Source organism: Streptomyces sp. NPDC058751, assembly GCF_042746485.1.
Lineage (GTDB): Bacteria > Actinomycetota > Actinomycetes > Streptomycetales > Streptomycetaceae > Streptomyces.
Window position 1 is genome coordinate 36,745 of sequence record NZ_JBHYPZ010000005.1, and the last position, 25,318, is coordinate 62,062.

General features: G+C 67.8%; 34 protein-coding genes. 4 read left to right on the forward strand and 30 right to left on the reverse strand.

Going from position 1 to position 25,318, the window contains the following annotated elements:
* Window positions 1–252: 252 nt before the first annotated feature.
* The 24 genes from map to rpsJ form a co-directional block, all read right to left on the reverse strand.
* The gene (gene map / locus ACFW6B_RS06805; protein WP_386592793.1) at window positions 253–1,092 is read right to left on the reverse strand and encodes a type I methionyl aminopeptidase; all 840 of its coding nucleotides are present in this window, start codon (window positions 1,090–1,092) and stop codon (window positions 253–255) included.
* Window positions 1,093–1,313: 221 nt separating this feature from the next.
* A complete protein-coding gene (locus ACFW6B_RS06810) occupies window positions 1,314–1,970 on the reverse strand; it encodes an adenylate kinase (protein WP_386592795.1) in 657 nt (218 codons plus the stop codon).
* Window positions 1,970–3,283 (reverse strand): preprotein translocase subunit SecY, encoded by a 1,314-nt coding sequence (gene secY / locus ACFW6B_RS06815; RefSeq protein ID WP_386592797.1) that lies wholly within the window; start codon window positions 3,281–3,283, stop codon window positions 1,970–1,972. The genes ACFW6B_RS06810 and secY overlap by 1 nt, the downstream gene beginning before the upstream one ends.
* Window positions 3,284–3,528: 245 nt before the next feature.
* The gene (rplO, locus tag ACFW6B_RS06820) at window positions 3,529–3,984 is read right to left on the reverse strand and encodes a 50S ribosomal protein L15 (protein ID WP_003974249.1); all 456 of its coding nucleotides are present in this window, start codon (window positions 3,982–3,984) and stop codon (window positions 3,529–3,531) included.
* A gap of 2 nt (window positions 3,985–3,986) precedes the next feature.
* A complete protein-coding gene (gene rpmD, locus ACFW6B_RS06825) occupies window positions 3,987–4,169 on the reverse strand; it encodes a 50S ribosomal protein L30 (RefSeq protein WP_005481207.1) in 183 nt (60 codons plus the stop codon).
* Window positions 4,169–4,771 carry a 30S ribosomal protein S5 gene (gene rpsE, locus ACFW6B_RS06830; protein WP_386592800.1) on the reverse strand — a complete coding sequence of 201 codons (603 nt, stop codon included), beginning with the start codon at window positions 4,769–4,771 and terminating at the stop codon, window positions 4,169–4,171. Before rpsE ends, rpmD begins: the two co-directional genes overlap by 1 nt.
* Before the next feature lie 38 nt (window positions 4,772–4,809).
* A complete protein-coding gene (gene rplR, locus ACFW6B_RS06835) occupies window positions 4,810–5,193 on the reverse strand; it encodes a 50S ribosomal protein L18 (RefSeq protein ID WP_103549188.1) in 384 nt (127 codons plus the stop codon).
* A gap of 3 nt (window positions 5,194–5,196) precedes the next feature.
* On the reverse strand, window positions 5,197–5,736 hold the full coding sequence (gene rplF / locus ACFW6B_RS06840; RefSeq protein ID WP_386592802.1) for a 50S ribosomal protein L6: 540 nt from the start codon (window positions 5,734–5,736) through the stop codon (window positions 5,197–5,199).
* Between the two features lie 24 nt (window positions 5,737–5,760).
* Window positions 5,761–6,159, reverse strand: coding sequence for a 30S ribosomal protein S8 (gene rpsH, locus ACFW6B_RS06845; RefSeq protein ID WP_010986352.1), 399 nt, complete (start codon window positions 6,157–6,159; stop codon window positions 5,761–5,763).
* 211 nt (window positions 6,160–6,370) lie between these two features.
* The gene (locus ACFW6B_RS06850; protein WP_049567381.1) at window positions 6,371–6,556 is read right to left on the reverse strand and encodes a type Z 30S ribosomal protein S14; all 186 of its coding nucleotides are present in this window, start codon (window positions 6,554–6,556) and stop codon (window positions 6,371–6,373) included.
* Between the two features lie 5 nt (window positions 6,557–6,561).
* Window positions 6,562–7,119 (reverse strand): 50S ribosomal protein L5, encoded by a 558-nt coding sequence (gene rplE, locus ACFW6B_RS06855; RefSeq protein WP_386592805.1) that lies wholly within the window; start codon window positions 7,117–7,119, stop codon window positions 6,562–6,564.
* The gene (rplX, locus tag ACFW6B_RS06860) at window positions 7,119–7,442 is read right to left on the reverse strand and encodes a 50S ribosomal protein L24 (RefSeq protein WP_037626986.1); all 324 of its coding nucleotides are present in this window, start codon (window positions 7,440–7,442) and stop codon (window positions 7,119–7,121) included. Before rplX ends, rplE begins: the two co-directional genes overlap by 1 nt.
* Before the next feature lie 2 nt (window positions 7,443–7,444).
* The gene (gene rplN, locus ACFW6B_RS06865; RefSeq protein ID WP_003998823.1) at window positions 7,445–7,813 is read right to left on the reverse strand and encodes a 50S ribosomal protein L14; all 369 of its coding nucleotides are present in this window, start codon (window positions 7,811–7,813) and stop codon (window positions 7,445–7,447) included.
* 100 nt (window positions 7,814–7,913) lie between these two features.
* Window positions 7,914–8,198 (reverse strand): 30S ribosomal protein S17, encoded by a 285-nt coding sequence (gene rpsQ, locus ACFW6B_RS06870; protein ID WP_386592807.1) that lies wholly within the window; start codon window positions 8,196–8,198, stop codon window positions 7,914–7,916.
* Entirely contained in the window at window positions 8,198–8,422 is a 225-nt protein-coding gene (gene rpmC / locus ACFW6B_RS06875; RefSeq protein WP_003998824.1) for a 50S ribosomal protein L29, read from the reverse strand. The genes rpsQ and rpmC overlap by 1 nt, the downstream gene beginning before the upstream one ends.
* Window positions 8,422–8,841 (reverse strand): 50S ribosomal protein L16, encoded by a 420-nt coding sequence (gene rplP, locus ACFW6B_RS06880; protein WP_007443989.1) that lies wholly within the window; start codon window positions 8,839–8,841, stop codon window positions 8,422–8,424. Before rplP ends, rpmC begins: the two co-directional genes overlap by 1 nt.
* 5 nt (window positions 8,842–8,846) lie before the next feature.
* Window positions 8,847–9,677, reverse strand: a complete 831-nt coding sequence (gene rpsC, locus ACFW6B_RS06885; protein ID WP_355987593.1) for a 30S ribosomal protein S3 — start codon at window positions 9,675–9,677, stop codon at window positions 8,847–8,849.
* Window positions 9,677–10,024: a 50S ribosomal protein L22 gene (gene rplV / locus ACFW6B_RS06890; protein ID WP_003974262.1), complete on the reverse strand. Its 348-nt coding sequence runs from the start codon at window positions 10,022–10,024 to the stop codon at window positions 9,677–9,679. The genes rpsC and rplV overlap by 1 nt, the downstream gene beginning before the upstream one ends.
* A gap of 42 nt (window positions 10,025–10,066) precedes the next feature.
* Window positions 10,067–10,348, reverse strand: coding sequence for a 30S ribosomal protein S19 (gene rpsS, locus ACFW6B_RS06895; protein ID WP_015035577.1), 282 nt, complete (start codon window positions 10,346–10,348; stop codon window positions 10,067–10,069).
* Window positions 10,349–10,360: 12 nt separating this feature from the next.
* Window positions 10,361–11,197 carry a 50S ribosomal protein L2 gene (rplB, locus tag ACFW6B_RS06900; RefSeq protein ID WP_020132633.1) on the reverse strand — a complete coding sequence of 279 codons (837 nt, stop codon included), beginning with the start codon at window positions 11,195–11,197 and terminating at the stop codon, window positions 10,361–10,363.
* Between the two features lie 39 nt (window positions 11,198–11,236).
* The gene (gene rplW, locus ACFW6B_RS06905; protein WP_103549184.1) at window positions 11,237–11,653 is read right to left on the reverse strand and encodes a 50S ribosomal protein L23; all 417 of its coding nucleotides are present in this window, start codon (window positions 11,651–11,653) and stop codon (window positions 11,237–11,239) included.
* Window positions 11,653–12,309: a 50S ribosomal protein L4 gene (rplD, locus tag ACFW6B_RS06910; RefSeq protein ID WP_103549183.1), complete on the reverse strand. Its 657-nt coding sequence runs from the start codon at window positions 12,307–12,309 to the stop codon at window positions 11,653–11,655. The genes rplW and rplD overlap by 1 nt, the downstream gene beginning before the upstream one ends.
* A gap of 5 nt (window positions 12,310–12,314) precedes the next feature.
* The gene (gene rplC / locus ACFW6B_RS06915; RefSeq protein WP_020135811.1) at window positions 12,315–12,959 is read right to left on the reverse strand and encodes a 50S ribosomal protein L3; all 645 of its coding nucleotides are present in this window, start codon (window positions 12,957–12,959) and stop codon (window positions 12,315–12,317) included.
* 17 nt (window positions 12,960–12,976) lie between these two features.
* Window positions 12,977–13,285, reverse strand: coding sequence for a 30S ribosomal protein S10 (gene rpsJ, locus ACFW6B_RS06920; RefSeq protein WP_003948644.1), 309 nt, complete (start codon window positions 13,283–13,285; stop codon window positions 12,977–12,979).
* Between the two features lie 628 nt (window positions 13,286–13,913).
* Here rpsJ and ACFW6B_RS06925 point away from each other — a divergent pair.
* Window positions 13,914–14,780, forward strand: coding sequence for a GyrI-like domain-containing protein (locus ACFW6B_RS06925; protein ID WP_386592811.1), 867 nt, complete (start codon window positions 13,914–13,916; stop codon window positions 14,778–14,780).
* Between the two features lie 103 nt (window positions 14,781–14,883).
* Here the strand turns inward: ACFW6B_RS06925 and ACFW6B_RS06930 are convergent, their stop codons facing one another.
* The 3 genes from ACFW6B_RS06930 to ACFW6B_RS06940 form a co-directional block, all read right to left on the reverse strand.
* Window positions 14,884–15,354: a hypothetical protein gene (locus ACFW6B_RS06930; RefSeq protein ID WP_386592813.1), complete on the reverse strand. Its 471-nt coding sequence runs from the start codon at window positions 15,352–15,354 to the stop codon at window positions 14,884–14,886.
* Window positions 15,355–15,490: 136 nt separating this feature from the next.
* The gene (locus tag ACFW6B_RS06935; RefSeq protein ID WP_386592815.1) at window positions 15,491–15,931 is read right to left on the reverse strand and encodes a hypothetical protein; all 441 of its coding nucleotides are present in this window, start codon (window positions 15,929–15,931) and stop codon (window positions 15,491–15,493) included.
* 107 nt (window positions 15,932–16,038) lie between these two features.
* The gene (locus ACFW6B_RS06940) at window positions 16,039–20,538 is read right to left on the reverse strand and encodes a DUF6531 domain-containing protein (protein ID WP_386592817.1); all 4,500 of its coding nucleotides are present in this window, start codon (window positions 20,536–20,538) and stop codon (window positions 16,039–16,041) included.
* A 203-nt stretch (window positions 20,539–20,741) separates the two neighbouring features.
* Here ACFW6B_RS06940 and ACFW6B_RS06945 point away from each other — a divergent pair, with 203 nt between their 5' ends.
* Entirely contained in the window at window positions 20,742–21,809 is a 1,068-nt protein-coding gene (locus ACFW6B_RS06945) for a hypothetical protein (RefSeq protein WP_386592819.1), read from the forward strand.
* 28 nt (window positions 21,810–21,837) lie between these two features.
* Here the strand turns inward: ACFW6B_RS06945 and ACFW6B_RS06950 are convergent, their stop codons facing one another.
* The 3 genes from ACFW6B_RS06950 to ACFW6B_RS06960 form a co-directional block, all read right to left on the reverse strand.
* Complete coding sequence (locus tag ACFW6B_RS06950; protein WP_386592820.1) at window positions 21,838–22,404, reverse strand: hypothetical protein; 567 nt, start codon at window positions 22,402–22,404, stop codon at window positions 21,838–21,840.
* Between the two features lie 80 nt (window positions 22,405–22,484).
* Complete coding sequence (locus tag ACFW6B_RS06955; protein WP_386592822.1) at window positions 22,485–22,694, reverse strand: DUF397 domain-containing protein; 210 nt, start codon at window positions 22,692–22,694, stop codon at window positions 22,485–22,487.
* Window positions 22,691–23,539: a helix-turn-helix domain-containing protein gene (locus ACFW6B_RS06960; RefSeq protein WP_386592824.1), complete on the reverse strand. Its 849-nt coding sequence runs from the start codon at window positions 23,537–23,539 to the stop codon at window positions 22,691–22,693. Before ACFW6B_RS06960 ends, ACFW6B_RS06955 begins: the two co-directional genes overlap by 4 nt.
* 139 nt (window positions 23,540–23,678) lie before the next feature.
* Between ACFW6B_RS06960 and ACFW6B_RS06965 the strand changes: the two genes are divergently transcribed.
* Both ACFW6B_RS06965 and ACFW6B_RS06970 read left to right on the forward strand, forming a co-directional pair.
* Entirely contained in the window at window positions 23,679–24,152 is a 474-nt protein-coding gene (locus ACFW6B_RS06965) for an ATP-binding protein (RefSeq protein ID WP_386592827.1), read from the forward strand.
* A gap of 242 nt (window positions 24,153–24,394) precedes the next feature.
* Window positions 24,395–25,297 carry a helix-turn-helix domain-containing protein gene (locus ACFW6B_RS06970; RefSeq protein ID WP_386592829.1) on the forward strand — a complete coding sequence of 301 codons (903 nt, stop codon included), beginning with the start codon at window positions 24,395–24,397 and terminating at the stop codon, window positions 25,295–25,297.
* Window positions 25,298–25,318 lie beyond the last annotated feature (21 nt).

Consider the following 25,318-nt stretch of genomic DNA (forward strand, 5'->3'; position numbering starts at 1 on the left):
ACTCATGACGATGCCCCACCCGTCGGCGCGGTATGCGCGAGGGGCGGGGCTGACCGATTCGCGGCCCGCGGAGAAAGGGAACGGGCGGAATTTCGATGTGCGACATCGAACGCGAGATCGATAATAAAGGATCTTGAAACGCGCGGCCCGCGGCACGGCCCCGGCGTGACTCCGCCCCGCCCGGGTGCCGGCGCTTTCGGCCCGCGGCCCGTCCGTACGGGCGGGCCGCACGCCTGTCCCGCGGGCGGGGCCTCAGCCCGCGAGGGGATCGGGAGCCGCCGTGACGCCGTACTCGGCGAGCTTCGCGCGGCCGCAGTCCGGAGCCGTGAGGACGAGCGGTCCCTCCTCGGTCAGCGCCACGGAGTGCTCCCAGTGCGAGGACCAGGTCCCGTCCGTGGTGATCACGGTCCAGTCGTCCTCGAGCACCTTGGTCCGCGGTGTGCCGAGCGACACCATCGGCTCGATCGCCAGGCAGAAGCCGGGAACCAGCTTCGGCCCCTTGCCGCGCTTGCGCTCGACGTAGTTCAGCAGGTGCGGGTCCATGTGCATCTCGGTGCCGATGCCGTGGCCGCCGTAGTCCTCGACGATGCCGTACTTGCCGCCGCCCGGCTTGGGCTGGCGGCGGATGTACGTCTCGATCGCCCGGGAGATGTCGACCAGGCGGTTGCCCACCTTCATGGCCGCGATGCCCGCCCACATCGACTCCTCGGTCACCCGGGAGAGCTCGATCAGCTCCGGGGCGTGGCCGGAGCCGACGAAGGCGGTGAACGCGGCGTCGCCGTGCCAGCCGTCCACGACCGCACCGCAGTCGATGGAGATGATGTCGCCGTCCTTCAGGACGGTCTTGTCGTCAGGGATGCCGTGGACGACGACCTCGTTGGCCGAGGTGCAGATCGTCGCGGGAAAACCGCCGTACCCGAGGAAGTTCGACTTGGCGCCGTGCTCCTCCAGCACCTTGCGCGCGACCTCGTCCAGGTCCCTGGTGGTCGCTCCGGGCACCGCCGCCTCACGCGTGGCCGCGTGGATCGCCGCGACGACCAGCCCCGCCTCACGCATCTTGGCGATCTGCTCGGGGGTCTTGATCTGCACCATGGTGGCTGCGGCCTTTCTGGACCGGAACTACGGACTGTTCCAACGATACGGGGGACTCGACCCGCCCCGCCCGGGGTCAGGGGGCCCCGTCCCGCGCAGGGCCCGCGCCCTGCCCGCCTCACACGTCGGCCGCGGCACCCGGTGAGGGTGCCGCGGCCGATGCGACGTAACTCTTCACGCTCCCCGCCGTACGCGTGCACCGCGGGGCCGGACCACGGGGACTAGTCGTCCTCGCGGGCCAGCGCCTCCATCGCGCGCGCCGTGACCTCGTCCACCTTGCCGAGCGCCGGGATCGTGACGACCAGGCCCTGGACCTTGTAGTAGTCGATGATCGGCTCGGTCTGCGTGTGGTAGACCTCCAGCCGCGTGCGGACGGTGTCCTCGGAGTCGTCGTCACGCTGGTACAGCTCGCCGCCGCAGACGTCGCAGACGCCTTCCTGCTTCGGCGCCTTGTACGACACGTGGAAGACGTGCGAGGAGTCGTTGCGGCAGATGCGCCGGCCGGCGATCCGCTTGACGACCTCGTCCTCGGGGACCTCCAGGTCCAGTACCGCGTCCAGCTTCATGCCCTCGGTGCTCAGCATCGCGTCCAGCGCCTCGGCCTGCGAGACGTTGCGCGGGAAGCCGTCGAGCAGGAAGCCGTTCTCCGCGTCGGGCTGCTCCATGCGGTCCTTGGCCATGGCGATGGTGACCTCGTCCGGTACCAGTTCGCCCTTGTCCATGTAGGACTTCGCCAGCTTGCCGAGTTCCGTCTGCTGAGAGATGTTGGCACGGAACAGGTCGCCCGTTGAGATGTGCGGGATCGCCAGATTCTTGGCGAGGAACGCGGCCTGCGTTCCCTTCCCGGCACCGGGCGGCCCGACGAGGACGATTCGCATCAGCGGAGGAACCCTTCGTAATTGCGCTGCTGAAGCTGACTCTCGATCTGCTTCACCGTCTCGAGGCCCACACCCACGATGATGAGGATGCTGGTCCCGCCGAACGGGAAGTTCTGGTTTGCCCCGAAACCAACCAACGCCACCGTCGGCACGAGAGCGATCAGCCCCAGATACAGCGAACCCGGCCAGGTGATCCGGTTGAGTACGTAGCTGAGGTACTCAGCGGTCGGCCGGCCAGCCCGGATGCCCGGGATGAAGCCACCATACTTCTTCATGTTGTCGGCGACTTCCTCGGGGTTGAACGAGATCGCCACGTAGAAGAACGCGAAGAACACGATCAGAAGGAAGTACATCGTGATGTAAATCGGGTGGTCACCCTTGGTCAGGTTGTTCGTGACCCAGGTCTTCCAGCTGGAGTTGCCGCTCGAGAACTGGGCGATCAGGCTCGGAATGTAGAGCAGCGACGACGCGAAGATGACAGGAATCACACCTGCCTGGTTGACCTTCAGCGGAATGTAGGTCGAGGTGCCACCGTAGGAACGGCGGCCGATCATGCGCTTCGCGTACTGGACCGGAATCCGGCGCTGTGCCTGCTCGACGAAGACCACCAGGGCGACCATCGCCAGACCCACCGCGATGACCGTGCCGAACTCGATCCAACCGTCGGCCAGCTTGCCCTGGATCTTGACGGTCCACAGGGCGCTCGGGAAGGTCGCGGCGATCGAGATGAACATCAGGATCGACATGCCGTTGCCGATGCCGCGGTCGGTGATCAGCTCACCGAGCCACATGACGACGCAGGTACCGGCGGTCATCGTGATGACCATGGTGATGGTGGTGAAGATCGACTGGTCGGGAACGATCTGCGAGGCCACGGGGCAGCCCGAGAACAGCGCGCCGCTGCGGGCGGTGGCCACCAGGCCGGTGCCCTGAAGGATGGCGAGCGCGACCGTCAGGTAACGCGTGTACTGCGTGATCTTCGCCGTGCCTGCCGAGCCCTCCTTCTTGAGGGCTTCCAGTCGCGGGATCACCACGGTGAGCAGCTGGAGAATGATGCTCGCCGTGATGTACGGCATGATGCCGAGCGCGAAGATCGTGATCTGGAGCAGCGCACCGCCGCTGAACATGTTGATCAGGCTGAACAGCCCGCGGTTCGAGTCGGCCACGTCCATACACGTCTGGACGTTCTTGTAGTCCACGCCGGGGATCGGGATGTGGGTACCGACCCGGTAGACCACGATGATGCCGAGCGTGAAGAGCAGCTTCTTGCGCAGGTCGGGCGTCTTGAACGCCCGGGCGAACGCGGTGAGCACGGTGCCTCCTGCGACCCCCGCGCTACTGCGTCTGAGGGTGACGGTCTTGAGGTTCGACGGATGACTGACAGCTAACCAACAGCCAAAGACCGCCCGGAGTTCCCGTGGGGCACGCCGGGCGAAAATTAACAGTGCAGGCCACCTTACCGGCGACACTGCCCCCCTTGGAACGACCAACCGGGGATGCCCCTTTTGTGGGGCATCCCCGGTCGGGATCGTTCAGGTCATCGAGACGCCTGCTGAAGTCAGACGAGCTCGGTGACGGTACCGCCGGCGGCGGTGATCTTCTCCTTGGCGGAGCCGGAGACGGCGTCGACCGTCACCTGCAGCGCCACGGAGATCTCGCCCTGGCCGAGGACCTTGACGAGGCTGTTCTTGCGAACGGCACCCTTGGCGACGAGACCCTCGACGGTGACCTCGCCACCCTCCGGGTACAGCGCGGCCAGCTTGTCGAGGTTCACGACCTGGAACTCGGTCTTGAACGGGTTCTTGAAGCCCTTCAGCTTCGGGAGGCGCATGTGGAGGGGCATCTGCCCACCCTCGAAGCGCTCCGGAACCTGGTAACGGGCCTTCGTGCCCTTGGTACCACGACCGGCCGTCTTACCCTTCGACGCCTCACCACGACCGACACGGGTCTTGGCGGTCTTGGCGCCCGGGGCGGGACGGAGGTTGTGGATCTTGAGCGGGTTGTTTTCCGCCATGATCAGTCGACCTCCTCGACCGTCACGAGGTGGCGGACGGTGTGCACCATGCCGCGGAACTCGGGGCGGTCCTCCTTGACGACCTGCGTGTTGATGCCCTTGAGACCAAGGGAGCGCAGGGTGTCACGGTGGTTCTGCTTGCTGCCGATGTACGACTTCGTCTGCGTGATCTTGAGCTGTGCCATCAGACACCAGCCCCGGCACGCGCACGAAGCAGGGCCGCGGGGGCGACGTCCTCGAGGGGCAGACCACGGCGAGCCGCGATCTCCTCGGGACGCTGCAGACCCTTGAGGGCCGCCACGGTCGCGTGCACGATGTTGATCGCGTTCGAAGAACCGAGCGACTTCGACAGGATGTCGTGAACGCCGGCGCACTCGAGCACTGCACGCACGGGACCACCGGCGATAACACCGGTACCGGGGGAAGCAGGCTTGAGCAGGACGACGCCCGCGGCCTTCTCGCCCGTGATCGGGTGCGGGATGGTGCCCTGGATACGGGGGACCTTGAAGAAGTGCTTCTTGGCCTCTTCAACACCCTTGGCGATCGCGGCCGGCACCTCCTTGGCCTTGCCGTAACCGACACCGACGGTGCCGTCACCATCGCCCACCACGACCAGCGCGGTGAAGCTGAAGCGACGACCACCCTTCACAACCTTGGCGACGCGGTTGATCGCGACAACGCGCTCAACGTACGCGGTCTTCTCGGCAGCAGCGCCGCCGTCACGGCCCTTCCGCTCCCGCCGCTCGCCGCCACCGGCACCGCTTCCACGGCGCTGGGGTCCAGCCATTGGATTACCTCTCTCTTTCCGCTAGCTACGGAAGCGGCTCAGAACTTGAGCCCGGCTTCGCGGGCGGCGTCCGCCAGGGCGGCGATGCGCCCGGCGTACTGGTTACCACCACGGTCGAACACGACAGCCTCGACGCCGGCGGCCTTGGCGCGCTCGGCGACCAGGGCGCCGACCGACTTGGCCTGCGCGGACTTGTCGCCCTCGCCACCGCGGATCGTGGTGTCCAGGGTCGAGGCCGACGCGAGGGTGTGACCCTTAACGTCGTCGATGACCTGGGCCACGATGTGGCGGTTGGAGCGCGTCACGACCAGGCGCGGACGCTCAGCCGTACCCGAGATGTGCTTACGGATCCGGATGTGACGCCGCTTGATGGCAGCACGCTTGTAAGCGTCGCCCTTAGCAATCTTGACACCGTATGCCATGGCTTACTTACCCGCCTTTCCGACCTTGCGGCGGATGACTTCGCCTTCGTACTTGACGCCCTTGGCCTTGTACGGGTCGGGCTTGCGCAGCTTGCGGATGTTGGCCGCAACCTCGCCGACCTTCTGCTTGTCGATGCCCTCGACCGAGAAACGGGTCGGGGCTTCCACCTTGAAGGTGATGCCCTCGGGGGCCTCGACAGTGATCGAGTGGCTGTAGCCGAGCGAGAACTCCAGGTCGGAGCCCTTCGCCAGGACGCGGTAACCGACACCGCTGATCTCGAGCTTCTTCACGTAACCCTCGGTCACGCCGGTGATCATGTTCGCCACCAGCGTGCGGGACAGGCCGTGGAGGGCCTTGTTCTGACGCTCGTCGTTGGGGCGGGTGACGTTCAGAACGCCGTCCTCACCCTTGGCGATCTCGATCGGCGCCACGACGGTGTGGGTCAGCGTGCCCTTGGGGCCCTTGACCGAGACCGTGCGGCCGTCGATGGTGACGTCCACGCCGGCGGGAACCGTGATGGGGAGCTTGCCAATACGCGACATAGCTGTTTCCTCCGTTCCCTTCCGCTACCAGACGTAGGCGAGGACTTCTCCGCCTACGCCCTTCTTGCCGGCCTGCTTGTCGGTGAGGAGCCCGTGCGACGTGGAGATGATCGCCACGCCGAGGCCGCCCAGCACCTTGGGCAGGTTGGTGGACTTCGCGTAAACCCGGAGACCGGGCTTGGAGATCCGCTTGATGCCCGCGATGGAGCGCTCACGGTTCGGGCCGAACTTCAGCTCGAGAACGAGGTTCTTGCCGACCTCGGCGTCCTCGACCTTCCAGCCCGTGATGAAGCCCTCCTGCTGGAGGATCTCCGCGATGTGCGACTTGATCTTGCTGTGCGGCATACCCACGGTGTCGTGGTACGCCGAGTTCGCGTTACGCAGACGCGTAAGCATGTCTGCGATCGGATCAGTCATGGTCATGAATTGGCCTTCGGCCTCTCTCGCCGGGGTTTCCTGTATGCGCCATCCCTCTCCCCACTCATGGGCGGGACGGGTGCGGTGCGGGGACCTACGGCGTAGTAAGTCGTGTGGGCGTCAGGCGCCCAACCCTCCTAGCCTAAGCCATGGAGAGCTGGGCACCTGACAGAGCCCGTTGCTTACCGAGAGCCCTGGAATCCCAGAATTACGGGGACTACCAGGAGCTCTTGGTCACGCCCGGCAGCTCGCCACGGTGAGCCATCTCACGAAGGCACACGCGGCACAGGCCGAACTTGCGGTACACCGAGTGCGGACGACCGCAGCGCTGGCAGCGCGTGTAGCCACGCACAGCGAACTTGGGCTTACGAGCAGCCTTGGCAATCAGAGCCTTCTTCGCCATCTCGCTTACGCCTCCTTGAAGGGGAAGCCGAGGTGACGGAGAAGGGCGCGGCCCTCAGCGTCGTTGGCCGCCGTGGTGACCACGGTGATGTCCATGCCCCGGGTACGGTCGATCTTGTCCTGGTCGATCTCGTGGAACATGACCTGCTCCGTGAGACCGAACGTGTAGTTGCCACGGCCGTCGAACTGCTTGGGGGACAGACCACGGAAGTCGCGGATGCGCGGGAGCGCGAGCGACAGGGTGCGGTCCAGGAACTCCCACATGCGGTCGCCACGGAGCGTGACGTGGGCACCGATCGGCTGACCCTCACGCAGCTTGAACTGCGCGATGGACTTGCGGGCCTTGGTGATGGCCGGCTTCTGACCGGTGATCGTGGTGAGGTCACGGACGGCACCGTCCATGAGCTTCGAGTCACGGGCGGCGTCGCCGACACCCATGTTGACCACGATCTTCACGAGGCCGGGAACCTGCATGACGTTCTCGTACTGGAACTCGTCACGCAGCTTGCCCGCGATCTCCTCGCGGTACTTCGTCTTGAGACGCGGAGTGGTGGTGGTAGCCATCAGATGTCCTCACCCGTCCGCTTGGCAACGCGGATCTTGTTGCCCTCTTCGTCGAAGCGGTAACCGACGCGCGTGACGACCTTGTTGCCGTCCTTCTCAACGACCAGCTGGACGTTGGAGACGTGGACGGGCGCCTCGGTCGTGACGATGCCGCCGGCCTGCGAACCCTTGGCGGTGGGGCCGGCCTTCGTGTGCTTCTTGACCCGGTTGACACCCTCGACCAGGACGCGGTCCTCGCGGGGGAAGGCCGCGATGACCTTGCCCTGCTTGCCCTTGTCCTTACCGGTGATGACCTGGACCAGGTCGCCCTTCTTGATCTTCATGCTTACAGCACCTCCGGCGCGAGCGAGATGATCTTCATGAACTTCTTCTCGCGCAGCTCACGGCCGACGGGGCCGAAGATACGGGTGCCGCGAGGGTCGCCGTCGTTCTTCAGAATGACGGCGGCGTTCTCGTCGAAGCGGATGTACGAGCCGTCCGGACGGCGGCGCTCCTTGACGGTGCGAACGATGACGGCCTTGACGACGTCACCCTTCTTCACGTTGCCGCCGGGGATCGCGTCCTTGACGGTGGCGACGATGACGTCACCGATGCCCGCGTAGCGGCGACCGGAGCCACCGAGCACACGGATGCAAAGGATTTCCTTCGCACCAGTGTTGTCGGCGACACGCAGTCGCGACTCCTGCTGGATCACGTCTATCTCCTGATTGTCTGCCGGTTCCCGGGGCGGGACCGTCTAGGACGGTCCCGCCCCGAGCCTGGCGGAACGAACCTGAGGGAAACCCCTCAGGTAATTACTTGGCCTTCTCGAGGATCTCGACGATGCGCCAGCGCTTCGTCGCGGACAGCGGCCGGGTCTCCATGAGGAGGACGCGGTCGCCGACGCCGGCGGCGTTCTGCTCGTCGTGGGCCTTGAGCTTGCTCGTACGGCGGATGACCTTGCCGTACAGCGCGTGCTTGACGCGGTCCTCGACGGCGACGACGACGGTCTTGTCCATCTTGTCGCTGACGACGAGACCCTCACGGGTCTTGCGGAAACCGCGCGCCTCGGTGTTCTCAGTCACGTTGCTCTCGCTCATCAGGCGCTCTCCACCGTCTCGATGCCCAGCTCGCGCTCACGCATCAGGGTGTAGATCCGCGCGATGTCCTTGCGGACGGCCTTCAGCCGACCGTGGTTCTCGAGCTGACCGGTCGCCGCCTGGAAGCGGAGGTTGAACAGCTCTTCCTTGGCTTCGCGGAGCTTCGCGAGAAGCTCCTCGTCACCCAGTTCGCGCAGCTCGGACGCCTTGGTACCGGCCGACATCACGCTTCACCTGCCTCGCGCTTGACGATCCGGCACTTCATCGGCAGCTTGTGGGCTGCGCGAGTGAGGGCCTCACGGGCGATCTTCTCGTTGGGGTAGGACAGTTCGAACATGACCCGGCCCGGGTGCACGTTCGCGATCCACCACTCCGGGGAACCCTTACCGGAACCCATGCGGGTCTCGGCAGGCTTCTTCGTGAGCGGGCGGTCCGGGTAGATGTTGATCCAGACCTTGCCGCCACGCTTGATGTGGCGGGTCATCGCGATACGAGCCGCCTCAATCTGGCGGTTGGTCACGTACGCCGGCGTGAGGGCCTGAATGCCGTACTCGCCGAACGCAACCGTCGTACCACCCTTGGCCATACCGCGGCGCTTGGGGTGGTGCTGCTTGCGGTGCTTGACCCTACGGGGGATCAGCATTTCGGTCAGGCCTCCGTTCCGGTGCTCTCAGCCGGAGCGGCGGCGGGAGCCTCGGCCTTGGGGGCCTCGGCAGCCGGAGCCTGCTGCGGCTTACGACCGCGACCGCCACGCTCGCCACCGCGGCCACCACGGCCGGCCGGGCGGTCAGCGCCGCCACGGGCCGGGCGGTTGCCGGCGCGGGCAGCGGCGTTCTCGGCGCGGACCTCGGCGATGTTCTTGACGTCGCCCTTGTAGATCCAGACCTTCACGCCGATGCGGCCGAAGGTCGTCTTGGCCTCGAAGAAGCCGTAGTCCACGTTCGCGCGGAGCGTGTGCAGGGGCACACGGCCCTCGCGGTAGAACTCCGAGCGGGACATCTCGGCGCCGCCGAGACGGCCACCACACTGGATCTTGATGCCCTTGGCGCCGGCCTTCATCGTGCCCTGCATGCTCTTACGCATGGCGCGACGGAAGGAGACGCGGGAGGACAGCTGCTCGGCAACGGCCTGGGCAACCAGCTGAGCGTCGGTCTCGGGGCTCTTGACCTCGAGGATGTTCAGCTGGACCTGCTTGCCCGTGAGCTTCTCGAGGTCACCGCGGATGCGGTCGGCCTCGGCGCCACGGCGGCCGATGACGATGCCCGGACGAGCGGTGTGGATGTCCACCCGCACGCGGTCACGGGTGCGCTCGATCTCAACCTTCGAGATGCCGGCGCGCTCCATGCCGGACGTCATCATCCGACGGATGGCGACGTCTTCCTTGACGTAGTCCTTGTACAGCTTGTCGGCGTACCAACGGGACTTGAAGTCCGTGGTGATGCCGAGCCGGAACCCATGCGGGTTAACCTTCTGGCCCATTACCGGGTTCCTTCCTTGCTGCTGACGACCACGGTGATGTGGCTGGTCCGCTTGCGGATCCGGTAGGCACGGCCCTGGGCGCGCGGACGGAACCGCTTCAGGGTCGGACCCTCGTCGACGTACGCCTCGGAGATGAAGAGGCTGTCGGCGTCGGTGTGGTCGTAGTTGTGCGCGGCGTTGGCGATGGCGCTGTCAAGCACCTTGCCAACCGGCACGCTCGCGGCCTGCGGGGCGAAACGCAGGACCGCCTGAGCCTCCGTGGCATCCATGCCACGGATAAGGTCCACCACGCGGCGGGCCTTCATGGGCGTGACGCGGATGTACCGCGCCTGGGCCCTGGCTTCCATGGTTGTCCTTCCAGTGTCTGTCATGGTCATTCCACCCCGCTACTAGCGGCGCTTCGACTTCCGGTCGTCCTTGACGTGACCCCGGAAGGTGCGCGTCGGCGAGAACTCGCCGAGCTTGTGGCCGACCATCGACTCGGTGACAAACACCGGAATGTGGGTCTTGCCGTTGTGCACCGCGATCGTGTGGCCGAGCATGGCCGGGATGATCATCGAGCGACGGGACCAGGTCTTGATGACGTTCTTGGTACCGGCTTCGTTCTGAGCGTCCACCTTCTTTACGAGGTGTCCGTCGACGAAGGGTCCCTTCTTGAGACTGCGCGGCATCTAAACCCGCTCCTAGCGCTTCTTGTTCGTCTTGCGGCGGCGGACGATGTACTTGTTCGAAGCCTTCTTCGGCGAACGAGTACGACCCTCCTTCTGACCCCACGGCGAGACCGGGTGGCGACCACCGGAGGTCTTGCCCTCACCACCACCGTGCGGGTGGTCAACCGGGTTCATCGCCACACCGCGGACGGTCGGGCGAACGCCCAGCCAGCGCTTGCGGCCGGCCTTACCCCAGTTGATGTTGCTCTGCTCGGCGTTGCCGACCTCGCCGACCGTGGCGCGGCAGCGCTGATCGACCAGGCGGATCTCACCGGAAGGCATGCGGAGGTGGGCCATGGTGCCCTCCTTCGCGAGCAGCTGCACCGAGGCACCGGCGGAGCGGGCGAACTTGGCGCCGCCACCGGGACGGATCTCGATCGCGTGGATCGTGGTACCGACCGGGATGTTGCGGAGCGCCAGGTTGTTGCCCGGCTTGATGTCGGCCCCGGGACCGTTCTCGACGCGGTCACCCTGCGACAGGTTGCGGGGGGCGAGGATGTAGCGCTTCTCGCCGTCCGCGTAGTGAAGCAGCGCGATGCGCGCGGTGCGGTTGGGGTCGTACTCGATGTGCGCGACCTTCGCCGGCACGCCGTCCTTGTCGTGACGACGGAAGTCGATCACGCGGTAGGCGCGCTTGTGTCCGCCACCCTGGTGGCGAACGGTCACACGACCGGCGTTGTTACGGCCGCCCTTGCTGTGCAGCGGGCGGACCAGCGACTTCTCCGGCGTGGACCGCGTGACCTCGACGAAGTCGGCGACGCTGGAGCCACGACGGCCCGGCGTAGTCGGCTTGTACTTGCGGATTCCCATTTCTCAGTCCTCGTCCGATATTCGGACCAGGGCGCTCCGTTAGGAGGCCTGGCCGAAGATGTCGATACGGTCGCCCTCAGCGAGGGTCACGATCGCGCGCTTGCTGTCAGCACGCTTGCCGAAGCCCGTCTTGGTCCGCTTGCGCTTGCCCTGACGGTTGATCGTGTTGACCCCGGTGACCTTGACCGAGAAGACCGCCTGGACGGCCTGCTTGATCTGGGTCTTGTTGGCCCGCGGGTCCACGACGAAGGTGTACTTGCCCTCGTCGAGCAGCGCGTAGCTCTTCTCCGAGACGACCGGCTTGAGGAGCACGTCACGGGGGTCCGTGAAGGACTTGCTCAGCGGGGTCTCAACGGTGTTCTTGCCCTCGGCCTCGTGACGCTTCGCCTTGGCGATGCGCGCGACCTTCTTGGCCTTGGCGGCCTTGGAGGCAATGCTCGGGTGACGCGTAGCCATCAGGCTTCGCTCCCTTCGGTGTCAGCGGCCTGGGGGCCAGACACGAAGGACTCGAAAGCGGCCTGGGTGAAGACCACGTCGTCCGAGACGAGAACGTCGTACGTGTTCAGCTGGCCCGGCTCCAGGATGTGGACCTGGGGCAGGTTGCGCGCGGAGAGCAGCGCGGCCTCGTCGGAGCGCTCGATGACCAGGAGCACGTTCTTGCGCTCGCTGACCTTGCCGAGGAAGCTCTTGGCGGCCTTGGTGGAGGGGGTCTCGCCCTCGATCACGCCGGTGATGACGTGGATGCGAGCGTTGCGGGCCCGGTCGGTGAGGGCGTGGCGCAGGGCCGCGGCCTTCATCTTCTTCGGGGTCCGCTGCGAGTAGTCACGCGGCGTGGGGCCGTGGACGACGCCACCGCCGGCGAACTGCGGCGCACGGGTCGAACCCTGGCGCGCGCGGCCGGTGCCCTTCTGGCGGTAAGGCTTCTTACCGCCACCGCGGACCTCGCCACGACGCTTGACCTTGTGCGTGCCCTGACGGGCGGCGGCCAGCTGCGCGACGACGACCTGGTGAAGCAGCGGAATGCTGATCTTCTCGACGTCGAAGATCTCGGCCGGGAGCTCGACGGTCCCGGCGTTGTCGCCGGAGGGCGACAGAATGTCAATGGTGGTCATAGTCCTCAGGCCCCCTTGGCCGCGGTGCGGACCAGGACGAGGCCGCCGTTCGGACCAGGAACCGCGCCCTTGATGAGGAGCAGGCCCTTCTCCGCGTCAACGGCGTGAACGGTCAGGTTCTGGGTGGTGACCCGCTCGTTGCCCATGCGACCCGCCATGCGGAGGCCCTTGAACACACGGCCCGGGGTGGCGCAGCCACCGATGGAACCGGGGGAGCGGTGCTTGCGCTGGGTGCCGTGTCCGGCGCCGAGGCCCTTGAAGTTGTGACGCTTCATGACACCGGCGAAGCCCTTGCCCTTGCTCTTGCCGGTCACGTCCACCTTGATGCCGGCCTCGAACACCTCAGCGGTGATCTCCTGGCCGAGGGTGTACTCGCTGGCGTCAGCGGTACGGATCTCGACGAGGTGGCGACGGGGGGTGACGTCGGCCTTCGCGAAGTGGCCCTTGAGGGGCTTGTTCACCTTGCGCGGGTCGATCTCGCCGAACGCGATCTGGACGGACTCGTAGCCGTCGACGTCGTTCGTACGAACCTGGGTCACGACGTTCGGGCCGGCCTTGACGACGGTGACCGGAACAACACGGTTGTTCTCGTCCCACACCTGCGTCATGCCGAGCTTCTCGCCGAGGATGCCCTTGATCTGCTTAGCCATTCTCAGATCACCGATCCCTAGAGCTTGATCTCGATGTCGACACCGGCCGGAAGGTCGAGTCGCATCAGAGAGTCAACGGTCTTGGGCGTGGGGTCGAGGATGTCGATGAGGCGCTTGTGGGTGCGCATCTCGAAGTGCTCGCGAGAATCCTTGTACTTGTGCGGCGACTTGATGACGCAGTACACGTTCTTCTCAGTGGGCAGCGGCACCGGGCCCGCGACCGACGCACCAGTGCGGGTCACCGTCTCGACGATCTTCTTCGCCGAGGAGTCGATGACCTCGTGGTCGTAGGCCTTGAGCCGGATGCGGATCTTCTGTCCCGCCATGGCTACTCAGTAGTCCTTTGTCTCGATGAAACGCTCTGGCACTCGGGGGTTCGCGTTCTTGTCTCCGACCCACGCGGTCGGGTGTGTCGCGCTCCTGGCGACAGGGATGTCCGTCACGGATTTCCCAGCCAGGGACACGGCTCAGCCCGAAAGCAACCGCAGGACCGGGGGCGAGAACACCCACCGGGCGCCTGGCCTGCACCCCGCTGACACTTCCCGGAAGATTCCCGTACGTCCGCCCCAGCGCTGCCTCACGGCAGATTGGGCGACGAGTACTGTGGGACTCGCTTCCAGTCCTCCCGACGGGAGGCGCGCAGCATCGGCACTCGACCGAGCAACCCCGTTAGTCTGCCATACCGGACGCCCCCCTGGCCAATCGAGCCGAGGATCGTACCCCTAAGGTGACGCAGATCAAACCCGGCTCGGCCAGAACGCGGGAACGGTCCCGGGAACGGCCCGGAGACCCCCGTCCGGCACCCCGCTCCGACCGCCCCGCGCCCGCTCCCCGGCACCCGGCCGGCCCCGTCCGAACCGCCTCGCGCACCCGACTTCATCGGGCACGGGATTGTCGGGTCCGGCTCGGCGGGTGCTGCCTAGCGTGGTGGCCGTCAAGGGAAGGAGACCGGGCATGCTGGAGCGGCTGAACCAGGCCCTGGAGCACATCGAGCGGCGTCTCGGCCAGGACATCGACGTGGAGGAGCTGGCACGCGTCGCGGCCACCTCGGAGTACCACCTGCGCCGGATGTTCTCCGCGCTCGCGGGCATGCCGCTGTCGGAGTACATCAGGCGCCGTCGGCTCACCCTCGCGGGCGCCGAGGTGCTCACCGGGCGCGGGACGCTGCTGGAGATCGCGGTGCGCTACGGCTACGGCTCCGGCGAGGCGTTCGCGCGGGCCTTCCGCGCCATGCACGGCATCGGCCCGGGCGAGGCCCGGCGCACCGGCGCCGCGCTCAACTCCCAGCCCCGGATGGCCTTCCGCATCACCGTCGAAGGGAGCAGCAGTATGCGATACCGCGTCGTGGACAAGGCGGAGTTCTCGGTCGTGGGACTCAAGGCCCGGGTGCCGCTGGTGCACACGGGGCCGAACCAGGCGATCATCGACTTCGTCCGCGGGATCGACCGGCGGATGCTGGAGCGGCTGGAGAAACTGTCGGACCAGGAGCCGCACGGCATCGTCGCGGTCTGCGACGACCTCGACCCCAGCCGCGCCGAGGGCACCGAACTCGACTACTACCAGGGCGTGATCACCTCCGCGGCCGCGCCCGAGGGCACCACCGCGCTGGCCGTCCCCGCCGGCACCTGGGCGGTCTTCACCACCTCCGGACCCGCGCCGCAGGCCATCCAGGAACTGTGGCGGGACGTCTTCACCGAGTGGTTCCCGTCCAACCCGTACCGCGGCCGTCCCGGCCCCGAGGTCCTGCGCACCCGTCTGTCGCCGGACGGCGCCGAGGCCGACGCCGAGCTGTGGCTGCCGGTGGAGCCCGAGCACGGCTGACGGAGCGGGGGTCCCGCAGGACGCGATCCGTCTCGGTGGACCACCGGAGTCCCGGTGGTCCACCGTCTGCGCGCTCAGGTCCGTTCACCGACCAGCCCTTCCATCAGCGCTGCCGGCGCAGGGCCTTCCGGACGCTTTCGGCCGCGTAACCGGTCTCCAGCCGCCAGGCCTCCAGCTTGTCCAGCACCTTCGACACGATCTTCCACCACTTGAGCCACAGCGGCAGATCCCGGAACGGCACGTGGTCGAGGGTGTCGTCGATGGCGTACTCGGCGATGCTCCTACGGCCGGGACCTTCCGCCCGCAGTGCGGCGTACAGCTCCGGCGTCAACGCGCCATTGAGCCGTGCCGCGACCCCGGCCGCCGTGAACGCGAACCCCCGCTGATCGCGGTCCGCCAGCCGCATGGCCTTGATGATCCGAGGGGACGCCTCCTCCAGCGAACAGTTGAAAGCGAGTCCGATCACCGCGGTGCCGAGATGCCCCGCCCCGCGCTCGAACGCCGCGTCCACCTCGGCGGGGTCGTCGATACGGATCAGGCCCCTGCCGGTTTCCCAGTCGTATCCGGACGTCATACCGATCCTTCAGCGCTCCCACCCGATGTCGGCGCAGACACCGATCCTCCGCAATGTCATCGAGCACGCCAGGAACGACGCACGCGCGGTGCTCTCAAGGCATCGATGACGACGTCCTTGAACCGCAGCCGACGGATCAGTCCCACGGATCACGCAGTGGCCTGCGCTTCCACCACTGCGCGAGTTCCGCCTCGGGACGCTCCTTCGTCGGACGCACCCAGGCGCGCAGGGATCGTTCCGGATCCGGAACGCTCGCGGCCGCGAAGCGTTCGTCCAACTGCGCCAGCAGTTGCCCCAGCGCACCCTCCCGGGCCTCCGCGGGCAGCCCGAGCATCAACTGCTCAAGCGAGTCACGGGAGTCGAGGTCGTTCTCGTAGGCGCTGATGGGATAGAAGTCGTCGCTCGACCAACCGGGCTCCATCCGACGCACCACACGCTCCCAGGAAGCGAACCGATCGGCGACCGAGTAGACGGGAGTCGTGATCCTCTCCCGCAGCGCCGGTGCGACCCGGGACCGCTCCACCTCGAGACGCTCCGCGTCGCACCGGGCGACGGCTTCCAGGACCTCTGCCGGCAATCCCGCCCACACGGTCCTCGTGTCCGGCGCGGATCGGAACACGTCGCGCGGTTCCCGTTTCCTGCCCCGGCGCGACGGGGTGGGCCCCTCTGTCCGCGTCAACGCAATCACTCCTTCAGTTGCTTCAGGAAGTACTCATAGCCGTCATCGGGCTGCATGAAGGTCCCGTTGTCCCCTTCCCGGATCAGCATCGTTCCCGTCGCATCGTCCCACCAGGCGAAACGAGGATTGCCCGACGGAGTGCTTCGCATACGGATACCTGGGGAGTTGGTCATCAGATCCTCCAAGTGCTCCGGCACGTCCAGGTCGTCGACGCCCGGAATCCCTCTGTTCTTGATGTCTCCGTGCGCCGCGATCTTGTCGGCGAGCATCGGCAGATTCCCTGCCTGACTCGCGGGGTCCGGCTTGCCGATCTCGTAGAGCCCGAGCGGGTCGGCCATGAGAAGTGGATCGAGGACGTAGAGGAAGGGATTCGGAGCGGGCCCCAGACCGAGCGGATCGGGGCTGACGTAGCCCGCCGTCTCCGGGTCGTAGTAGCGGTGCACGTTGTAGTGCAGACCGGTCTCGGAGTCGTAGTACTGCCCAGGGGATCGAAGCGGCGTATAGGCGCGGCCTCCGCTCTTCCAGGCGGTGACCCCCCACAGCGTGCTCCGCGCCTGCCAGGCGACGCCGCCGTCCTCACCGACAAGTTCGGTGGGAGCACCCGCCAGATCGGCGACGATGGCGAAGAACCGTGAGTCGATCTCTTCGTGCGAGGCGGTGAGGGTGCGTTCGGTCTGGGCGATGGGGCGCAGCCCGTCGTACTCCCAGGACAGGGCCACGGGCTGAGTGCCTTCGGCGTCGGTCGTGACCTGCTCGCAGAGAGTGGCTCCGTCCCAGGTGAAACGGGTCTCCTCCACCACGGTGGTTCCCCCGACGGCCAGGCGCTGCTTGGCGATGCGGCGTCCCATCGGGTCGTAGTGGTATCGCCAGCACGTCCCGTCGGGGGTGTGCACGGAGGTGAGTCGGTCTTCCGCGTCCCATGTGTAGGCCCAGGTCTCCGGCTTGCGTGAGAGGCGCGTGCGGTGCCGACGGATCAACCGCCCTTGGTCGTCGTACCGATAACGGGTGGCTCCCGCCCTGACGATCCGGCCGCCCCCGTGGGCGCGAGGGCCCACCGCCGCCTGGCCGGGGTGCCGACTCGGCCAGGCGGCGTCCGTCTGCGCTCCGTTCTCGTCGTACGCGTAGGACTCCAGCCAGTCCTCCGCCCGTACGGCAGTGGTACGACCGGCGGCATCCAGCTCGAAGTCCCGGCTCTCCCCGTTCAGGCCGTCGATGCCGATCAGATGCCCGTCGGCGCGGTAGTGGTAGGAGCGGTCGCTCACGGTGCGCCCGTCGCCGGTGGCAACGGCCTGCGTCGTGACTCTGCCGAGTCGGTCGTACCCGCGGCTCAGCGACAGAGCGTCGTCCACACCGACGGAAAGCAGTCGCCGTGCCTCGTCGTAGCGGAAGTCGAGAGTGCGTCCCTCGGTACTGACCTGGGCGACCTCGCCGCGGCTGTCGTACCTCTTCGTGCTGGTCACACCTGTGGGGGTGGTGCGGCTCAGCGTCCGCCCCGCCGCATCGTGCGTGAAGGTGGTGGTCCGGCCGTTGACGGTCTCCGAAAGGAGGCGTCCTTCGGGGTCTCGCCGGAGGACCACCGTGGCGTCCCGGCCCACGGCCTCGCAGAGACGGTCGTTCAGGTCGTAGGTGTACGTGCTCACCGCACCGTCCACGTCCTTGACGATCATGCGACCGAAGGTGTCCCTGGTGATGCGGACCGTCTGCCCGAGCCCGTTCCTGCGCAGGACGACCTGGCCCTTGGCATCCCGGCCGTAGTACCTGGACCGCCCGTCGAAATCCGTCTCCGAGGCGAGTCGCCCCGCGACGTCGTACTCGTACGTCCAGTGACGACCGTCAGGGCGGCCCACCTCGATCAGCCGCAGGGAGGGGTCGTACGCGAAGGTGTGGCGGACGCCGTCGGGCCCGGTCCGTGCCGCGAGCAGATTGAAGTGGCCGTACTCGAAGCGTGTGACGGCTCCCATGGCATCGGTGTGGCTGACCCGGTTCCCCTCGGCGTCGTACGTCCACACCTCCGTCCGCCCGTCCGCGTCGGTGCGCCGCGTCAGTTCGCCGTCCGCGCCCCACTCCATGGAGGTCATGTGGCTCAGGGGGTCCGTGACCGTCGCCACGCGGCCGAGGGCGTCGTGTGCGTAGCGCGTGACACCGCCCAGGGGATCGGTGACGTGTTCGGCCAGGCCCGCCGGGTTGCACCGCACCCGGGTGAGGCCCCCTGCCGGATCAGTCACCGATGACAGGTGTCCGGCGTCGTCGTAGGTGTAACGAGTCGTCGCTCCACCGGGCTTGACGACCGTGACGCAGTTGCCGCGGGCGTCGTACTCCCGACGCAGCACCCGGCCGTCCGGGCGGACGGTGGTGACGAGGTGGCCCCGGGTGTCGTACGCGAGACGCACAGGTGCACCGTCCGGGCGCCTGACCTCGAGGAGTCGACCGAGGTCGTCGTAGCTCCTGGTCGTGGTGTGGCCCAGCTCGTCCGTCCAGGAGGTCGGCCGGTGGTGCTCGTCCCATGCCGTGCGGGTCGTGCCGCCGAGCGGATCGATCTCGGCGACGACCTGGCACCTGTCGTTGACGACGAACCGGCTGACAGCGCCCTCCGCCGTGGTGACGGTGGTGATCCGGGCATCGGGCCAAGCGGCGTCGATGCCGTCGTAGTCCAGGCTGAGGCTGAGGTGCCCCGCCTCCCCTCCTTCCGCTACGCATCGGTCCGCCGTGTCGTACGCGTACGAGTAGCCGCGGCCGTTGCGATCGGTCCACGACGTGATGCGGTGCCGCTCGTCATAGGTGAACCGCATCGGATGGCCCGCGGCGTTGACGACGGTGGTGAGGCAGCCGTCGGTGTAGCCGTAGGAGCGCAGGAGGAGGTTCGAACCGTCCTCGCCCGCGCCCGCGAGGTGAAGAGCCGTGACCCGACCGTCAGTGACCGTGACCTCGATTCGGTAGCCACCGGAGTGCCGGATCGCGAACGGGGTTCCGTCGGGGGCGTGATCGAAATCGATCGTTTCACCGTTGCGGTTGGATATGCGCTTGAGGAGAGCGATGCCGTCGACCGGAACGTCGAACTCACGAGTGATGCCGGTGAGCGGGTCGTCCACTCGGTAGCGGCCGTCACCGAGACGGGTCAGGGGGAAACGCGGGCCCGTCTCGGGAAGGACCGATCGCTGCGGCTCCACGGGATGGGCATAACTGAGGAGCAATCCGTCCTCGGTGACCAGCACGACGCCGGCTCCGTCGACTTCCAGGCGCTGGTCGACCGTGGAGGCCCAGGTGCTGCCGAACCACCAGCCCGTCCGGTAATCGGACGCGGCCCTGCGCGTGAAGACGAGGGGCAAGCTGCCGGGCAGACTGACGTCGGTCTCCGGGAAATACATGGCCCCGGTGGCCATGTCCACGGGGTCGCTGCCCTTGGAGCGGACCGCGTTCTTGAGCCGGTTGTACGCGCCCTTCGCACCGTCCACGAGCATGCCACGGGCGTTCTTGCCCAGCCCCCGCGCCGCCAGGCTCATCCCCTTCAGCCCGCCCTTGAGCCCCTTCATCGCGGCAAGGCCGCCCTTGAGCCCCTTGGCGAGTCCGCCGAGGGTGGTGAGCCCCTTCATGCCCGGGATGCAGTCCAGCGCCGCGAAGGCCACGTCCCATAGGGAGGCTTGGCCCTTCGCGTACTTGTTCAGCGTGTCGGCGAGGACGACCAGGGCCGCGATCAGCACGATCGCGCCGAGGATCGGCCCACCGATGATCATCACGATGATCCCGAGCACCGCCACCACGACCTTGCACACCGTGACGATGGTGTCCCAGTTGTCGGTGAACCAGTCCCCGACCTCCTCCCACCACTTCCGGTTGCGGATACCGGCGTCCGACGCCTCGTCGATCTTCGACTTCGCGTCCCGCGCCGCCTCCTCCCGCATCTTCCGCGCGTCCGCGGCCATCTTCTTCGCCGCGTCCAGCGCGCTGTTCGCGTCCGTCACGTCCGACCGGGCGCTGGTCTGCGCGGACTTGGCGTGCTGGGCGTCCCTCGTGGCGGCGCGGACCTTCGCCTCGTCCGGCTTCTCGGTGTCCTTGCTGCCGGTCGGGTCGTCCTTGTACTTGTCCGCTTCCTTGTTGGCCCGGGTCACCCACGAATCGGCCGACGACAGACGGGACTTGGCGGACGTCAGATCGGCCTGCGCCTCCCGCCCCCGCGCCAGCGCCTTGTCCGCCAGCGCCTGCGCCCGCTCCAACCTCGGCCAGTAGTCCGCGAGCGCGTCCCCCGCCATCTCGTAGGACTTCTTCAGCTTCTTCAGCTGCTTCGGCACATCCGAGAACTCGGCCTGGAACGCCTCCGCCGACTTCCCCGCCCACGCCAGGACCGCGTCCTCACCCGCCATCCCCTTGATCAGCCGCAACGCGTCCGACACGTCGTCGGCGAAATCGTGCAGGTCCTTCGACAGCTTCCGCACCCGGTCCGGATCACCCGGCGTCGGATCCCGGTCCAGATCCAGCACATGCCAGTCACCCGGCCGGTTCCCCGCCATGCCGCAACCCCCGTCACGTCTGCCTCGACAACACCCGTACGCACAAGCGAACTTACAGGGAACACCCATGCGGCACGACGGCCGTCGCGGGGCGGGGCGCGGGTGCGCCACCGGCCCCGGGCCCGTGCGCCACCGGCGCGCCGAGCCCGGAATCAGCCCATCCACCCGCAGGGCGGCGGCCGTTGGGCTCGTAGCCTCTCCCCATGACTCGCACCACTCCCCCGCGGCCCCTCGACATCACCGTCCCGTTCCCCGAGCTCGCGCCGCTGGCCCGCACCGCCGTCCGGCTGCATCCGCGTCCGGGCGCGCCGACGGCCGAGGACAGTTCGATCGGCGGCCCCCTGCTGTGGCCCGCCGGCGAGCCCTGGCCCACCTGCCCGGACCACGACGCGCCCACGCACCTCGGCCTGGCCCCCGGTGACGTACGACAGGGTCGGCGCGTCCTCGGCGAGGCATGGACCCGGCCCCGCGCGGAGGGCGCCGACCTGCTCACCCCCGAGGAGCGCGAGGTCGTCGACCGCGCCAACGCCGAGAGGCGGATACCGCAGGACGGCCCGGTCCCGCTCGTCCCCGCGGCCCAGCTCTACGCCGCCGACGTCCCCGCGCTGCCCCGCCCGGCCGGCACGGACCTGCTCCAGGTCCTGTGGTGCCCGTTCGACCACGACGAGGACCACCTCCCCGCCGTGGAGCTGTACTGGCGGTCCTCCGCCGACGTCACCGACCCGCTCGCCGCGCCCCCCGAGCCCTCGGTGATCGGCAACGACGACTACCTGCCCGAGCCCTGCCTCCTCCACCCCGAGACGGTCACCGAGTACCCGGCCCCGCACGAGCTCCCCGAGGAACTGGCGGAGCGGATCGAGGCGTGGGAGGAGGAACAGGACCCGGACGAGGAGGACGAGAGCGAGGAAGGCGAGGAGGGCGACGTCGAGGAGAGCGAGGAGGGCGACGTCGAGACCGTCGACTATCAGTACGACCTCAGCGTCGCCCCCGGCTGCAAGCTCGGCGGCCACGCACCCTGGAGCTTCAGCGACCCGTTCCCGATGTCCTGCCCCGAGTGCGGCTCGGACGTGCGCCCGCTGCTGACCATCGACGGCTCCGAATGGGACGGCGGCAGCGGCAGTTGGCGCCCCCTGGAGGACGCCGGCTACGACGGCCTGCACTTCCTCGGCCCGGCCTGCGCCACACGGCTCAACATCGGACGCGGCTACGCGATGCAGATCTACGTGTGCGTGGCGTCGTACGACCATCCGCACGTGCAGAACATGCAGTGACCGTTTCCCGGGGGGAGGCGGGTGGGTCTCACCCGGGCGCGAACAGCCGCTCCAGCTCCGCGTCGTAGGCCCTGTACCCCGCTTTGCCGGGCTCCGGTGCACCGGAGCCCGGGCGCAGGATGTCCGGCAACTCGGCCACCCGCCACATCCGGAACACGCCCTCCGGAGTGCTGCGACCGGCATCACCCACGAGCTCACAGGCGATGCGGACGATCCCGGCGGTCAGGTTCCCGCCCTCCTCGGCGTCCACCCCGGCCGCGATTCCGGCGGTCACCAAGGCGTCCAGCAGATGGGCCAGCTGGAGGTCCGCGCCCATGCGGCACATCCGGCGCACCACCCGCGGGTCCTTCAGATACGCGAGGTCCTCCGACGACTCCGGGTCCCAGGCGACGCCCGCCGACCAGAGCAGCAGGAACTCGGGAGTCACCGGGTGCTCCCTGAGGTACCCGAGTTCCTCCGAGATGGCCATGACGGGGTCGTCGAACCGGCCGATCGTCCGGATCGCCGCCATGATCCGCGCGACTTCCCCGCCCCTGGGCGCCAGGAAGTCCCCCACCGAGACGTCGGCCAGGTCCCAGGTGCCGGTGTGGTTCACCGCGCCGATCTCGACGACTCCGCCGAGGGCCGCGAAGACGGTACGGGCGTAGCTCTGCGGGTGGATCTCCGCTCCCCCGGTCAGCCCTGAGCGGCGAAGCCGATGAACGCCGTCCAGGCCGCCGGGGCCATCGCCAGACGGGCGCCGCCCGGATTCTTGGAGTCGCGGACGTGGATCGTGGTGGGGGTAGGGGCTATCTCGACGCAGTCACTGGGGTTGCTGCTGTCGCTGTAGCTGCTCTTGAACCACGTCAGCCCCGAGGTGTCCTCGGGGGAGGTCGCATGGGTCATGTCTCTCCCAGCACTCGCTCGATGAAGGCCAGCGACTCCCCCGGGGAGAGAGCTTGGGCCCTGATGATGCCGTACCTCAATTCGAGAATCCGGAGCTGCCTCGGGTCGGAGACCGGACGCCCGTTGAACTCGTCATCAGTACGTCCCACTGCCGTGCCATCCCCGAACTTCAGCACCTGGATCCGCCCAGCCGCACCGGGATGATCGGCACGCGCAATAGGCATCACCTGGAGCTCGACATGCGTCAACTCGGCTACCTCAAGCAGATGTTCGAGCTGGCGTCGGAGCACCATTGTGCCTCCGACCGGACGACGCAGGGTCACCTCTTCCTGTACGAAGCTGAGTTCCGGAGCGGGCGAGCGGTCAAAAACGGACTGCCTGGCCATGCGCGCGGCCACAGCCCGTTCCAACTCATCCTGCGACAACGTGGGCCGCCACGTACCGAAGAGCGCCCGTGCGTATTCCTCCGTCTGCAACAGCCCATGGACGTTGTGGTTGCTGTACAGCAGCAACTCGACCGCCCGCTCCTCCAGCATCTTCAGCTCGCGCACCTTCTTCGGGTACCGGGCCTTCTCCATGTCCTCCTTGAAGGCCCTGAGGTGCCCGTCGGCGTTCAGGACGTCGTCCGCGCGGTCCAGGAAGTCCGCCCGGGGGATCCGGGCACCCCTCTCGACCTTCCGGACCAGGTCCTCCCCGTACCCGATCGCCCGCCCGAAGTCGACCACCCGCATCCCGGCCGCCTCCCGCCACAGCCTGACCTGGCGGCCGGTCGCCTCGACCACCGGGGCGATCTCGTCCTCGGGGCTCACGTCCCACCCCGGCTCGTCCGCGCTCTCGCTGCTCACACCCACCCACCTCCAACGCCCACCGTTCCCGTACGACACCCGGGACAGCCGGGACAGATCGGGACAACGACCGGACAGTCCCTGTACGCACAGGCGTCATCGCAGCTCAGAGTAGGCAGGGTCGGACACGCTGAGTGATGTGAATCAGGAAACCGCCGGGCGCGAAGCCCAACGTGTCGAACCCGTCCGCAACTTCAGCGTGCTGCTGTCCCCCACGCCACGCGGCGCACGTCTGGCGAGGCTGCTCGCGACCGAACAACTCCGCTCCTGGGAGCTCCCGTTGAGCCCGGCGGACCAGGTCGTCGCGGAGCTCGCGAACAACGCGGCGACGCACGGCCGCGTACCGGGACGGGACTTCCGTCTCACGCTGTACGTCATCGGCGACACCCTCCGCGTCGAGATGACGGACACGATGGGTGACCGGCTTCCCCGGCTCGGCGTGCCGGAGGCCGAGACCGAGTCGGGCCGCGGCCTGCTCCTCGTGACCGCGTTCGCGGACCGCTGGGGCGTGACGCCAGGGCCGCCCCCGCGCAAGACCGTCTGGGCCGAACTGGGACTCCGGAAACCGGAGCGTGAAGTCCCGTGCCTCGGCGTGACCAGCGGTCTTCCCTAAGAACCACCGGGGAGAAAGAACCCCACCAAGCCCCACCCCTCCCGCCCGCGGCGCGGCATCACTCCCCCGAGTGAATATGCCCAACTGGACTGGATTTGGGACGGGTTGCCTGCCCTACGCTCAGCGCGACAGAGCACGACCGCAGGCCGACCGTGGACCTGCGGCAGAAAATGTGACGGCCCCCGCCGGGAGTAGCAATCCCAGTGCGAGGGCCTGACCACCGAGGAAGTAGGAGCTTCCCGATGGACACCGAAAACCCTAGCGCGCCCGCACGCCCCCAGTCCCGTATCCCGGGCAAGAATCACCCTCGCAGACGCCCGCATTCCGGCGTGGTCCACGACAACGTCCGCCTCACCTCTCACTTCACGGTGGTCAGCAACGACCTCGCCCAGCACCCGGAGCTGTCCGGAGTCGCCATCGGGCTGGGCCTCTACATCCAGTCCGTCCCCACTGGCACCCCCGTCGACATCAAGACGCTCTCCGCCCGCTTCTCCGAGGGCGCCACCCGTATCGCCGCCGCCCTGCGTGAGCTGGAGACCCACGGCTACCTGCGCCGCACCCGCGAACGCACGTCCGACGGCCGGATCGCCACCCGCACAATCTTCTGCAACAACCCTGGACGCCACGGCACACAGGCGGCGACCACAGCCCCCGAGTCACCGGCCCGACGCCCGGCCCCGGCCGACCGCCCCCGCCGCAAGGCGCTCCCGGCCGTCCCCCAGCCCTCGTGCCCCTCCCCCGCCCTCCTCCGGACAGCCATCGACCTCCTCGCCGGACTCCGCCGCGAGGACCCCCGCCTCCTCCTCTCCGCCACCGACACCGAACACCTCGCCCCCGGCGTCGCCGCCTGGCTGGAACGCGACCTCACCCCCACCGCCGTGCGCCACGCCCTGACGAGCGCCCTGCCGGACGAACCCCTGCACCGCCCGGCCGCCCTCATCGCCCACCGCCTCACGGCCCAGTTGCCGCCACCACCCCCGTTCCGTGCCCCCGCGCCGCCCCCGACCGTCCGCCACCCCCTCCAGAACTGCGACAACTGCGACCTGGCATTCCGTGGCCCCGAACCAGGTACCTGCCCGTCGTGCACATCGAAAGGCCGCCTTCCAGGCATCTCCAGCAGTTCCCTGACCGACCCACCAAGATGAACCCCGTCACCCGACAGGACC